At 43.9% G+C, this 14,084-nt stretch carries 9 protein-coding genes; 6 read left to right on the plus strand and 3 right to left on the minus strand.

Annotated features, from left to right (window positions below):
* Window positions 1-66 precede the first annotated feature (66 nt).
* Both JKP77_RS19495 and JKP77_RS19500 read left to right on the plus strand, forming a co-directional pair.
* Window positions 67-609, plus strand: coding sequence for a PAS domain-containing protein (locus JKP77_RS19495; protein ID WP_218312848.1), 543 nt, complete (start codon window positions 67-69; stop codon window positions 607-609).
* A complete protein-coding gene (locus JKP77_RS19500) occupies window positions 594-1,694 on the plus strand; it encodes a hybrid sensor histidine kinase/response regulator (RefSeq protein ID WP_246601303.1) in 1,101 nt (366 codons plus the stop codon). The genes JKP77_RS19495 and JKP77_RS19500 overlap by 16 nt, the downstream gene beginning before the upstream one ends.
* 79 nt (window positions 1,695-1,773) lie before the next feature.
* Here the strand turns inward: JKP77_RS19500 and JKP77_RS19505 are convergent, their stop codons facing one another.
* Window positions 1,774-3,168, minus strand: a complete 1,395-nt coding sequence (locus tag JKP77_RS19505) for a sensor domain-containing diguanylate cyclase (RefSeq protein ID WP_218312850.1) — start codon at window positions 3,166-3,168, stop codon at window positions 1,774-1,776.
* 248 nt (window positions 3,169-3,416) lie between these two features.
* Between JKP77_RS19505 and JKP77_RS19510 the strand changes: the two genes are divergently transcribed.
* From JKP77_RS19510 to JKP77_RS19525, 4 genes are all read left to right on the plus strand, one after another.
* Complete coding sequence (locus JKP77_RS19510; protein WP_218312851.1) at window positions 3,417-6,059, plus strand: PAS domain-containing hybrid sensor histidine kinase/response regulator; 2,643 nt, start codon at window positions 3,417-3,419, stop codon at window positions 6,057-6,059.
* 47 nt (window positions 6,060-6,106) lie between these two features.
* Window positions 6,107-6,694 (plus strand): hypothetical protein, encoded by a 588-nt coding sequence (locus JKP77_RS19515; protein ID WP_218312852.1) that lies wholly within the window; start codon window positions 6,107-6,109, stop codon window positions 6,692-6,694.
* Between the two features lie 436 nt (window positions 6,695-7,130).
* A complete protein-coding gene (locus JKP77_RS19520) occupies window positions 7,131-8,915 on the plus strand; it encodes a DUF885 domain-containing protein (RefSeq protein WP_218312853.1) in 1,785 nt (594 codons plus the stop codon).
* Between the two features lie 135 nt (window positions 8,916-9,050).
* Entirely contained in the window at window positions 9,051-11,180 is a 2,130-nt protein-coding gene (locus JKP77_RS19525; RefSeq protein ID WP_218312854.1) for a hypothetical protein, read from the plus strand.
* A gap of 57 nt (window positions 11,181-11,237) precedes the next feature.
* Here JKP77_RS19525 and JKP77_RS19530 read toward each other — a convergent pair whose 3' ends face one another.
* Both JKP77_RS19530 and JKP77_RS19535 read right to left on the minus strand, forming a co-directional pair.
* Window positions 11,238-12,785: a tetratricopeptide repeat protein gene (locus tag JKP77_RS19530; RefSeq protein ID WP_218312855.1), complete on the minus strand. Its 1,548-nt coding sequence runs from the start codon at window positions 12,783-12,785 to the stop codon at window positions 11,238-11,240.
* An 881-nt stretch (window positions 12,786-13,666) separates the two neighbouring features.
* The gene (locus JKP77_RS19535; RefSeq protein WP_218312856.1) at window positions 13,667-14,050 is read right to left on the minus strand and encodes a hypothetical protein; all 384 of its coding nucleotides are present in this window, start codon (window positions 14,048-14,050) and stop codon (window positions 13,667-13,669) included.
* Between the last annotated feature and the right edge of the window lie 34 nt (window positions 14,051-14,084).

Below are 14,084 nucleotides of genomic sequence, written 5' to 3' on the forward strand. Positions count from 1 at the left end.
CAGCCTGCCGTCGTCTTCGAGCAGTTACGTAAGGCAGCTTAATTTAGCGAGTGGTGCACTTCGGAGTTGAATTCGCGATTACCAGACAGTGACTTAACTTACCTGCCTGTCTACAAAAACCTATTAGGTGCTCGGTTCAGTGCCTATCAAAATGCAAGCAATCTTGATAAAAGAAATGACTCTCTTAATTCTATCGAAGAGCTTGCGTTGATAGGCTGGTGGGAGGTCGATTTATTACGTTCGACCGTTTACTGGAGCCCGCAGACAAAAGCGATTCACGAGGTTCCTGATGATTATGTCCCTGACTTGGAAACTGCTATAGCGTTTTATAAAGAGGAAATCGACAGAGATAAGATTTCCGAGGCTGTTCAGATGGGAATTAACGAGGGTAAGACATGGAATCTTGAGGTAAGGCTAATAACGCCTGAAGGTAAAGAAAAATGGGTAGCTGCGCTAGGATGTCCTGAATTTATACAAGGCAAATGTGTGCGTCTCTTCGGCGCGTTTCAGGACATTAACCAGAAAGTCCTTTCAAAGGCGTCTTTGAAAGAAAAAACAAGCGCCTTCAGGAAAGTGTCGAAGCAAGAAATAATTTGTTATCTCGTTTAAGCCATGAATTACGAACTCCTATAAATGGAATATACGGGATGCTGCAAACATCTGATATATCTACACCCAAATCGATTCTAAAGGAAAGGTTGGATATAGCGCGTAAAAATGCCTTGCAACTTACGGCCCTGATAGATGGCATATCAGATTTTAACGCCTTGCTTGAAAACGATTTTACGCTTTTAAACGAGAACATTTCTCTTACTGAGGTATTTACTGATATCTGTCATTCATTTCAGTCATCCTTTACTGAGAAAGGATTGAAGCTGAACGTCAAATTAGACTTGTCTGCAGATAGCGTTCTCGCTGATAGAAGCAAAATAAGTCAGATAGTAGGTCATTTATTAGATAATGCGTTGAAGTTTACCCCGTCGGGTTATACAGATGTATTGATCAAAAGTAGGCAGGAAAAAGGCTTTGTTATCGTTGAAGGGCACATAAAAGACTCCGGAATTGGCATTTCACAACACGATATGACACATCTCTTTTCGCCATTCTCACAGTCAACAAGCATGATGAACCTTATTAATCCGGGTAAAGGTCTTGGACTCGCGCGAGTTAGCAAACTTTGCAGTGCAATGGATGGGCGTTGCTATGCTGAAAGTGAATATGGTCAAGGTAGTCAGTTCAACTTTTTTCTAAAATTGAAAAAAGGAAAGTGCGTTTCGCAGTATGAGCCTATCTTTCAGCCCGACTTCAGCAAGCTTAGGGTCTTAGTCGTTGATGATGTTGAAACAAATCGACTTGTCGCAGAGGTCATGTTGAACGAAATAGGCGTAGAACCAGATCATGCAGTTAATGGGTTGGCGGCCGTTGAAGCATGCCAGGCTAATCAGTATGACGTCGTTTTCATGGATTGTCATATGCCAATTATGGATGGGTTTCAATCCGCTCAGCAAATTAAGTGCGAGTTTGAAGATAATGTTACTGTCGTTGCGATGACGGCGGATACCACTCCTGACACGCGGCTGAAATGTTTTGAGTCAGGGATGTCGGACGTTGTTACAAAACCGTTTACCATCGATGCTTTGGCAAATATTTTGACATTAGCGGCAAGTAACAAAAGAATGACCGCCAGTATTTAGTTAGCGTAACTCTAATAAATTTTTCTACTGCATGTTTGTGAGTATCACAACTTTCCTGACAGTGAATCCTGACGGTGTTTTAGTCACCGGCCAGGATCTCACATGTAGCGCGGTTTTTACCCGCCCTCTTCGATAAATACATTAGCCGATCTGCTGAATTATATAGATTCTGCTCTTGCAAATCCTTTAAAGTGTCACTCACGACGATACCAATCGAGACAGTCACAAAAATTTTATTCTCACAGAACTCAACAGGCGTGTTGCTGACGTCTTCTATAAGCCTGTCTCCTACTGTTTTAGCCTGAGAATATTCTGAAACGCAAAAGGCAAAAACAAATTCTTCCCCGCCATAGCGACACAAAGAATCTTCAAGCCTGAACGTGTTGTTCATGGCTTGTGCAATACTTTTCAAGACATGGTCGCCCGCAAGGTGACCATGAAGGTCATTAACCTTTTTAAAGTCATCTATATCTAACAATCCGAATGCTATTTTTTCACTTCTTCGTGAAGCAGATTTAATTAATTTATTCAGTTGTACCGAAAAAAGTCGTCGATTTGGTAGCTGTGTTAGCGGGTCGAAATATGCCATCTTCTGAAGCTTTTCATTTGCCGCTCTCAATGAGCGAGCTCGCTCTTTTACTTTTTTTTCGAGACTGTATTTTAACGCTTTTAGATCATTGTTACGGTTTTCTAACTGTTCTTGCTGAAACTTAATCTGTGAAATATCGCGCTCAATTGCAGCGAAATGGGTAACGGTACCGTTTTTACTTTTTAGCGGAATTATATTCATCTGAATCCAATAAGGGCGGCCAGATTTATCATAGTTCAATAGCGTTTTACTTATTGATTTTCTGCATTTCAAAGCTTCCCTTATTTCTGCTTTTACATTTTTGTCAGTTAGAGATCCTTGTAAAATTCTAGGTGTTTCTCCGATAACTTCTTCTTTAGTGTACCCTGTTTGCTGTTCGAACGCTTTGTTCACATAAACAATGCGAGGCCCCTCAGGATAATCGATATCTTCTGCTTCAGTCACGATAATCATATCAGTGGCGTTTTCGAGTATATCTTCGGCTGAAAACGGTTTTATAGACTCGGTTATGTCGGAAAATGTAATAACCACAAAACGATTTGGTGTGTTCGGCCTGCCCTCCATATATCCGTTTACCATAAACCAATTCAGGCATTGTCCTTGTTTATCCAATATGCCTAAAATTTCGTTTTCTATCCTTCCCGAAGAGGAAAGGACTCTGTTCACCGGGTATTCTTCTACGTCCAAGGGTAATCCTTGTTCGTTAACAAAGGTCCAGCTTGGGTCAAACGCATCTTTTCCTATCATCTGCTCATAGCCTAGTTTCAACAATTTTAATGCTGCTGGGTTTGCATAGACTATTGATGTATCTGCCCGATGAATAACGATACCTATGTGTGCATGCTCCAGAACTTTACGTATGTCAAGCTGTTCTATTTCGACCATGGCAGCGATTCCATATTGTTATAACGGGAGTGAAGGAGCTGGATAGGCTATTATTAAATGTAGCAGGCTTTTGTTATTTCGCCTCGGCGCTAAAAATGTTCAGAGGACTAACTTGCGCCCACAAGAATGAAACTGACGCAAATCAGCCACATATTGACGGATGCGATATTGTGCGTAAGGTTAATGAAGGTATGTATTAATAGTCGTTGCCCGCTGGGCACTTTCAGGTAATTGTTGTCGGGAGCTTTATGACAGATGAAACAAACAGATCTATCACACAGAGTCTCCTGGAAGACATAGTTTCCGGAATACCCAGTCCCGCGTTTGTCAGTGATCATAAGTTTAACTTTATCTGTGTAAACAAGCGATGTGTTGATGCATTTAATGATTGTTTTGGTGCGGTCAATCAGAATCCTGTTAAAAAATACCTGATCAATAGTCATTCACGCGTAGCGGCAGAAACCGAATTTACCTTCACATTGCCCTCAAACTGCAATAAACGTGCAGTTTCTATCTCTATCAATAAAAAGGTAATACAGGGAGAAACATTTTTCCTTGGAGCAATTGTAAATATGTCAGAACTGGTGATATCCAGTATGCATGTGAACGACACTGTGAACGCATTCAGAAGCTTGCCGGAAATGCTTCATTCGATTAACGACAAGGGAAAGCTCATCTTTGTGAGTGATAAATGGTTACAGGTTCTTGGTTACACCGAAGGTGAGGTTCTCGGGCGTCCCTCTGCCGACTTTCTTACAGCGGAGTCGAAAGAAAAAGCGGCGCGTATCTTACCCGAATTCTTTCGGACCGGAGTGTGTGAAGATGTGTCATACCAAATGGTTTGTAAAAACGGGGATGCTATTGATGTTTTACTTTCAGCATCGCTAACAAAAGACATGTCTGAAAATGGCCCTTTTAGCGTAGCCATAATCAAAAACGTCACTGACAGCGTCAGAGCGAAAACATTACTAAAAGAGAGAAGTAAGAGACTTGAACATGTAATTGAGGGAACCAGCGCGGGAACATGGGAGTGGAATATTCAGACCGGAGAGACCAGGTTCAATGAAAGGTGGGCTGAAATAGTGGGGTATCAGCTTCATGAGCTTGAGCCTACAACTATAGATACATGGATGTCTCTTGCACACCCTGATGACCTCAGTGAGTCAGGAAAGCTTCTCGAAGAACATTTTAGCGGCCAGACGTCTTCCTACGAATATCAGGCGAGAATGAAACATAAAAATGGACATTGGGTGTGGGTGATAGACAGAGGAAAAGTGCTGACCTGGACTGATGCAGGTGAACCAGAATGGATGTTTGGGACGCATATGGATATAACTTGGCAAGTCGAGCAAAAGTTGGCCCTTAAGAAGAGTGAAGCTTTTCTTAGGCGAGCCGGGGAAGTCGCTGGACTGGGCAGTTGGGAATACAATGTAAAAGACAATATTCTAATTTGGTCAGAGCAAACCAGAACACTTCATGAAGTGGAGCCTGAATATCAGCCGGAAGCCACTAAAGCGATTGAATTCTATGCACCAGAAGCGCGCCCCGTAATTAAAGGGTTAGTTGAAAAAGCTGTCGAAGAGCATAAGGGATGGGACATAGAGCTGCCTTTTATTACTGCAAAAGGTAGAGCGATTTGGGTACATTCAGTAGGAGAGCCTGAGTTAGACAACGGTGAAGTTGTAAGCATTGTAGGAACATTCAGAGATGTAACGGCCTCTGTAAGAATTAAACAAGAGCTTAAGGAGAAGAGGGAAGAAGCAGAGCAGGCCTTGGCGGAGCGTAGTAAACTTTTTGCAAAAGTCAGCCACGAACTGCGAACGCCACTGAATGGTATTACAGGTATGCTGGGCGCTAGTATAGATGAGCGCGATGAACAGAGACGCAAAGATAAACTCAGACTAGCTATGCGAAGTGCTGATGTATTGCTCAGTGTAATTAACGAATCCCTGGATTATTCGAAGATCAGTCACGGAGAATTGCACTTAGAGCCAAGTGATTTTGATTTGAAACTGGTACTTGACGATGTGGCAGCGCTTTATCAGGAGTCCTGTGTAAAAAAACATCTCTGCTTTCAAAGTAATCTGAATGTTGAGCCTGATTTGTGGGTGCATTTCGATGCTACCAGGCTGAGTCAGATAATCTCTAATTTATTGAACAACGCAGTGAAATTTACACACCAAGGAAAAGTTGAGTTAGTAGCCAATGCAAAGAAGTCTGGTAACCAAGTAAGCCTCCTAATAAAAGTTGCTGATACGGGTATTGGAATGGATACTCATATGCAACAAAAGCTCTTCACCCCCTTTTCTCAGGCTGCGCCAGGAACTTCCAGTAAGTATGGCGGGACGGGGCTGGGTCTTTCCATCGTCAAGGAACTGATCAGCGCAATGCAAGGTGATATATCAGTGAATAGCGAGGAAGGTGTTGGAACGAGTTTCTGCGTAAAGCTCACCATTCCAGTCAGTCAAAAACCGGAGCAATGCAAATCAGAGCAAGCTCAGTCGATAGACTTCTCAGGTATAACGGTGCTTGTTGTTGATGATAATGAGATCAATCGCCTTGTCATGGAATCTTTGTTGGAATCGCTAAACTTAAAACCCGATTTCGCTATCGATGGGCGAGATGCTATAGAAAAATGCAAACTGAAGGACTATGACATAGTATTTATGGATTGCATTATGCCTGAAATTGATGGACTTCAGGCAACGCGCGAGATACGGAGCTCCATTACAGGCTATAGCGATATCCCCATCGTTGCTCTCACTGCTAATACCGCTGAAGATGACCAACGCGCTTGTAAGGAGGCCGGTATGAATGACTTTTTATCTAAACCAGTTCAATTAGCAAGCGTTCGAAAAGTATTCACCTCTTTTTTTCAAGCGATGGAATAAACAGATTATGCGGGCCGAGCCAGTTCTTAACGAATACAGTGGCAGAGATGTCAGCGAAAAGTAAAAAGATTGAAGTATGTCTAGAAATTTTGACCTTACTTGAGAACCAATTTCTTACCTTAAGTCAGCGCTTAGCTAGTGTCCTGAGAGACGTTGAAAGCGACCTGAGAATACTCTCTATATCACCTTACTCGGCGGATAGTGAGTTGAAAGCCAGGCTAACACGTTTGTCAAAAAACGTGCTAAACAATTATCAGGATTGCGCGAAAATCCATTCGCAAACAATCATGGACTGTAAGCTTATTTTTCAAAACGTCCAGCAAGCGGCTGCTTTTAGCGGCGATATTAAAGGTCTAGACCTGGCATCGGAAAGTCGCAGCGCAATGCACCAATTTAACGAGTTAAATATGGTGATCGACAGCGTAAAAACAAAACAAATTAAACGAAGTTCAGCTATTAATACGAAGTTGTTCTTACTGGTAAATTTTACGCCAGGCTCAAAGCACTATTTTGACGCCGTCGAGAGTTTGATTGAGATGATAGGCGAGTACAAATTGGAAGCTGCTGAAGGTTTGTTTTGTATTAAGCGTTTGACTATCACCCTTAAAACAAGCTTAACGCAACTGGATGATTAAGTCTTCTGGGTACGGGATAGGATAAATTGGATTAGTCATAATTTGAACTGGCGCCCCAATAAATAGAGTGAAATTAAATCTGTTAGTATCTTGTGTTCGTAAAGCGGAGGTTGGCTCATCAACTACTTGATGGCGTCAAAACGCTAAATTCGGACATTCCCACGACTGATTACAACCTTCAGCTTCCGGGGTTGGTAAGCCTCCAGCAATCTGGACATCCTAAAGCTACTGATAATACTGTCTTTCATTTTCAACTGGAGACAGTCTTCTCACTGATTAAAAATAAATCCAATACTAGGGCTTTTGCGCGATGTGCCACTCGCTTACGCACAAGCGTTGGTAGATAACAGCCCCGCCTGGTTGCCGCACGAAAAACCGCGTTTTCGAATGATTATGCTACACTCAACGTTCAAAAATTATGCAATAAGGATATTCCATGTACCGCCATTGTTTTACCTTGCTTGTATGTTTATTCCTGATTTCATCCTGTAGTTCACATTCTAAACCGCCCAATCCGGCAGCAGAAACCATCTCCGCAAACCAGCAACTCGATAACTTTCTTGACCAACAATGGCAACAAATGATGCAAAACTATCCCGAGTATGCCTCTTATCTGGGCATTGGGGATGATGCCATGAATAGTCGCTGGACAGACAGCAGCCTGAGCGCCATAAACCAGCATCACGAGCAGTTTAAGGCCGCATTGGCAACGCTGCACGCTATCGATCGCAGCCAGTTGTCGGATGCCCAGAAAACTAATTACGACTTAATGCAATGGCAACTTGAAATGGAAATCAATGCCTTCCAATTCAAGACTTATCTTATCCCTCTCGACCAGTCTGGTGGAGTACAAACACTCGACGATTTCGCCAATTTTGTTCCTCTTAATACACTGAAAGACTACGAAAACTGGCTGGCCAGACTCAGAGCTTTGCCCAACTTGCTTGAGCAAACGCGTACTTTAATGGAAGCCGGTATTGCAGCTGAAATCATGCCATCGTCAGATACCATGGCGCGGATCCCCGCACAACTGCAACGGCATATTGTAGAGGATCCGGTCGACAGCCTGTTTTATACAGCTTTTAAGTCGATGCCCGACTCTATTTCTACTGTGCAGCAACAAGCTTTGCAACGCCAGGCTAAACGCCTTATCGGCGAAGAGATCATTCCTGAATACCGTGAATTCACCACGTTTTTTGAGAACGAATACTTACCGGCATGCCGCGAGCATGTGGGGGTATGGTCATTACCAAACGGCAAGGAATATTATCAGCACCTTATTGGTTACTTCACTACTACCGAGATGACACCTGATGAAATTCATGAACTTGGCAAACGAGAAGTCGCGCGCAACCGTGCCGAAATGCACAAGATTATTGACGAAGTCGGGTTCGATGGCGATTTTGATGAGTTTGTAACGTTTTTGCGCACCGATCCACAGTTTTACTACGATACTCCCGAAGAACTGTTCAATGCCTATCTTGCCACCAGCAAACGGCTCGATCCTGAGCTAACCAAGCTGTTTGGCAAGTTGCCACGTGCGCCGTATGGGCTTAAACCGATTCCAGATAACGTAGCGCCGGATTCAACTACTGCTTATTACAATCCGCCGTCGGCCGATGGCCTGCGCCCGGGTTACTATTATGTGAACCTGTACAAACCAGAAACCCGCCCTAAATACGAGATTGAAGTGCTCAGTGTACATGAGGCCGTTCCCGGCCATCACTTGCAACTGGCCTTGCAAGCCGAGCTGGGTGAACTGCCCATGTTCCGCCGCTTCCTAGGCTTTACCGTTTTTATTGAGGGCTGGGGCTTGTACAGCGAGCGCTTAGGATATGACATGGACCTGTATCAGGATCCTTATTCGAAATTTGGCCAACTTACTTATGATATGTGGCGCTCGGTACGCTTAGTGGTTGATACCGGTTTACATTACAAAGGCTGGACTCGCCAACAGGCTATAGACTATTTCAAGGCAAATGCCGCTAAGTCTGAACAAGATATTATTAATGAAATCGATCGCTATATTTCCTGGCCGGGCCAGGCCCTGGCCTACAAAATTGGACAGCTGAAAATGCTCGAACTGCGCGAAAAAGCCAAAGCACAGTTAGGCGACAAGTTTGATATTCGCGCGTTTCACGACACCATGCTGGGATCGGGTTCGGTTCCCTTGAATGTGCTCGAAGCCAATATTGATACCTGGATAGCAGAGCAGATGTAGGCGAGGCTTTAGCCTTGCCGTTGGTTGGCGGAATGAATTCCGCCCTACAGACGTTGCCTGATGCTTTTGCTTTCGCTGGCAATAATGGTTAATCTTTGAGCTCTCACTCTGCAGTGTCAGCAAGGACGACCGCACTTGACCTTTTTCACCGAATTACGACGCCGTAACGTCATCAAAGTGGCCAGTGTGTATCTGGTGACCTGTTGGTTGATCATTCAGGTGGTCGCCGTCATTGCGCCCGCTTTGCATATACCCACGGTTTTCGCCACCATGGTCACCATTGTATTGATGATCGGCTTTCCCTTTGCGTGTATTTTCGCCTGGGCATTCGAGCTCACACCACAGGGACTTAAACTAACCGGTGAAGTCGATGCAAACGAGTCAATTAGCAACCAGACCGGTTCGGCCATTAATAAAGCGCTAGTTGGTGCGTTGGTACTCGCAGTTGGCTTTATTGCTGTCGATAAACTCTATCTGGAGTCAGTCGCGGATGATAAAGCCCACTCTATTGCGGTATTGCCGTTTGAAGATATGAGTCCTGACCGCTCTCAGGAGTATTTTGGAGATGGTATTGCCGAAGAAATTCTGAATTCACTGGCCCGAACCAACGCCATGACTGTAATCTCGCGTACGTCGTCTTTTCGCTATAAGGGCAGTGAGCACGACATTCGAAAAATAGGCGCAGAGCTTAACGTAAACTACGTATTGGAAGGCAGCGTCCGCAAAGACAAAGACCAATTACGCATTACCGCGCAATTAATTGAAGTGGAATCAGGCGCGCACATCTGGTCACAAACCTATGATCGCGAGCTCACCAGCATTTTCGCCGTACAAGACGAACTCACCTATGCCATCACGCAAGCGCTACAGCTCAATTTGTTACCCGATGACATGTCAACAACGGTGGGAATGACCAACAACCCTGAGGCCTACGAATTGTTTGTAGAAGCCCGCGAGCTCAGTTATCAACGCAACAGCACAACCACTCGCAAGGCCATTGCCCTGTTTGATCAGGCATTGGCATTAGATCCGGATTTTCACCTTGCCCGGGCACAACTCTATGCAACCTATATGATTGCGGCTGAATACGGTGGCATTCAAGCAGAGGAGATCGAAGAAAAAGCGACGCAACTATTCTGGCAATTACAGGCTGCGCCTGACTTTCCACTCAAGTGGCTGGTGATATCACAGCAAGCACAAATTGAAAATCAAGTTGATACTTATTTGCGCTTAATAACCAAAGCCTACGAGGCAGCGCCAAACGATCCGTTAATACAGAATGTATACTTATTGAACGTGCAGGATATTGATACCAGCATCAGTGAACGGGAACATGTACTCAAGACCAATCCCGCCAGTGAGATTAACAGGGTCAATTTGCACGAACTCTATTTAGTCAACAAACAGTTCGATAGAGCCAGCGCCCTGCGTAAAGATTCAAAGCGAGTGTTTGGCGAAACACTGAATGTATTGTGGATGGATGTGCAATACCTTTATGCGGCTAAACGCGATATTCAGGCAACCATAAATACAATCAAAGGCTTTAGCGGCGAAACATCCAGCTCAATCAGAGCGCTGGAAGTGAGTTCTCTATTGTATGGTAATCAAATTGACGCCGCACTGGCGACACTTAATGACTACTTGCAAGAATATCCAGAGGATATTGAGCTCTATTCGTACAGCTACGCAAGTCTGCTTCATTTGCAGCAAAAAGGCGTATTGAATGAGTCTCAAGCGGTCGTATTCGAGAAGTTGCCGATACCCGCAGAAACACGCGAACTGGGGGGTATTTTTTATCAGCTTCTGCTTGGCAACCCCCTACCCTATGAGCATAAATACAACCCGGCCAACTTAACCCGTGAACAACAAACGGAATTAGTCAACAGCAATATGCTGAGCCTGTATTATCTGGCCATCAAAAAGCGCCAGGGCAATGAGTCAGCCTGGATGACGGCGGTCATACCCAACATCTTATTTTTCAACGCAACCTGTAAAAACAATGTGGTTCATGCCACGGCAAGCTGGTGTGAAATATACTTTTACCTTACAGACCAAACAGATAGCAGTGAGCGTCTGGTTGATCAATCTGACGCGGTTGAATATTGGAACCTTTATGACTCGGGTAATGAAGCCTTTTTGTTAACCTCACCCGCCTATTACACAATGCATGACTCCTCCGACTCAAATGCGCAGTTGCAAGCGCTACTGAGTACCAGCATTGAGCAGACCAATCCAGAAATTATTACCCGCAAAGGATTGGACTGACCGTACCCTATAGGCGGGGCTTTAGCCTCGCTTGAGGCTGCAAACTGGAATGCACCGTTACCTTCGACATGCGTTAACAGTATTTTGGCGATCCCAATCGTGTCCTTTTGCATCATAGTTATCCATGTCTTTCCAAAACGTCGCAAAGTTATTGGAGAATGTTTCCATCTTTTTGGCATTAAATCGCTTTTTGGCTTCAGCATACATACACGTACAAAAGCGCTCATTACCCCTTGGGTTCATTTTATAAAAAAACGCTACACAAGCCTCTTTGAACGTTTTGGTATTCACTACCGCATACACAGAATCTGACTCTTGCTCTGCATTTGCAATAACAACACCGGCGTCCTGAACGGATTCATCGTTGTTAGCCGCGCGTAGGAGGTTTTCTTTCATTTGAAACATAGATGCGCTATTGCATGGCATCTGATTTATAAGTTTGATAGGTTCAAAAAGTTGCATCTCCCAGAGGGCTTCTGTCAGCGATTGATCTAAACTTTTGGTTTCTAAGTTTTTCAACAAATTCATATGTAGCTCAAAAGAGTCGAAAAACGATGTAAGCTTTAAATCGTCTTGATATTGTTGAAAAGCATCGGTGAATCTGGGGTCGATTAGTATCTCAACTTCATCCCAGATTGACGCAGACTCGATCCCATAGTCTTTCCTGACTTCTATTGTGGTATACGTTACTTTATCTACTTTACCAGGCAGCATGCTTTTGCAAGATGCAGAATACTCGCCCACAAAGTCTACATAGAACTGCTTAAAATCCACTCGCTGATTCAGCCCTGACAAGTCACCATCAAACACTTTCTGATACAAATTCGAATTCGCAAATGACTGCCAAAACTGATCAGATTTATACACTATACCTTTGCGGCGTTTTGCCAACTCGTGTTGTACCTTACGTTCGGCGTCCTGCTTGGATAACAACGCCATCGTGGCCAAATAGTCGATCGCAGGCTGGTAGTTTTTATCTGCCGCCTTTTTAATCCAGAACTTCGCTTTATTGGTGTTCTTCTCTACACCAATACCATTGGCAATCATATACCCATACCTGTACTCGATTTCTGGTTTTTGACTGATTACAGCGCCTTCCATAAAATAAGCTGCCGCTTTGGGGTTGTAGGCCAGTCGATCGCCAGCTAATAACATCTGTGCATTCTTGTATTTTTCGTCAGGGTCTCGCGGGAACATGTAGGGCTGCAAAAAACGGCGATCATCCTCTATCACCTTTCCGTCAAGCTTCCATTGCGTGGCTAGTGAACTGTTTGCCCAATAGTACCTTTTACCGTTTAAAAAACCGCTGACGACAATAGCTTTCGTTTCGGGGCACCAGGTGAGATAGTTTTTGCGAACAGCACTGAGCACTTCTGCCAGTTGCTTGTGCGGGGGTTGGAAAACCGTTTTATTATCTGCACTAACGTAAAGGTTCATGGCAGGAAAACAGTCAAAGTTTTTGTCGTAGTAAACTTGTATACCGTAGCTGTCCCACTTCCCCTCTTCAAAGGCGTGTCCTGCAATACTGGGAAAGACAATACTAAACTGAACAAAAAGCCCTACCAGGGCATTGAGAAGCAATAGAGAGGCATTACGTTTTATCATGTACTTAGTCCTTTAAGTGACGGGCTTTCCGAATTGTCTTAGTAAATTTGTCGGCGCTCAAACCGCGCTGTATATTATTTAAACACACCATTGTCACATTTTCTATTTCATAGGACTTTGGTGGCGATTTGTGAATTGAATATTCCAATCTAAGGAGTGGTGCTAGTTTGGTAATCTTGTGGGCACTTTTGCAACGCAAGGGCATCAACAGCACCAGTTGTTCATAATTTTTCTTGGCGTTTTGAAAGGAGGGGCTGCGCCCCTCAAAAGTAAATGCTTATCTTTTTTCCTGCTTTAATCCAAATGAGTTAAATGCGAAGCTAACAATGTAAGCCAAAACAATCATTGCGATCCCATTCATCGTATCCGAAGGATAGATTCGACATTCATCAAATACTGACAGTTTGTCGAGCACCAGGATGACGAATAGTACATCTCCGATGTTCATAAAAAGCTTAGCCAGGTAGAGGAATGCAACTTGTTTATCTGCTCTAATATATTTCTCCCTTTGTTGTTACCTGTTTTTAGGTAAGCTCGATGCAGGGGAAAAATCAGAGCAAAAAAAAGGGAGGCACGAAGTGCCTCCCCCTTTCACTGTCATTTCACCTGATTTTGGTCGCCGCTTGCTCAAAAACTCACGCATTCGGAGTCTTTAAGCTGCACTATCCTGTTTAGTGACTCTTCAAGACCGGCTCAGGAACAAAGACGTCTCTTCATTTCATCAAAGCCACATGGCACATGCAGGTATTGCCATAGGTGCTGCATTGCAAAGAAAGCGACTTCAGCAGAGCAAAATCAATTACTCACCTTTACATAGGTAACCACTAGGGAAACTTTTTGTCAGGGATAAGAAAAAAGCGGGCAGTGCCCGCTTTTCAATGTTATTCAAGTATAGAGAGCAAGTATCTCTCAAGTGCATCAAAGTAGTCTTTTGGCTCTATCAAAAATGCCTGGGTAAATTCATCGCTAAAACGCTGACAGAATCCAGATATTTCATTGATGTACAAAAGCAACATGAGGTTCATGTCCTCACCCTCAATATACTTTTCTACATCCAGCTCAACTTCGTCCTGAATGGCTCGTGACACAGACAGGCCGAGTGCGTTTCCAGAACGTCCTCTATGCAGATAAATGTATCTGTTATACGATAAGTTAAGCTCTCCATCCACATTGTGAACTTCTGCCAGCAACAATACCGTAGAATCATCTTCCCATATGCTCTTGCTTGCTCGCTGATATACCCGTACTAATTTGTTTTGTCCCATAGCTTATCTCCTTTTGTGGTCTGGAGATAGGTAG

Origin of the sequence: Alteromonas antoniana, assembly GCF_019249295.1 — a bacterium.
Classification (GTDB): Bacteria; Pseudomonadota; Gammaproteobacteria; order Enterobacterales; family Alteromonadaceae; genus Alteromonas; species Alteromonas antoniana.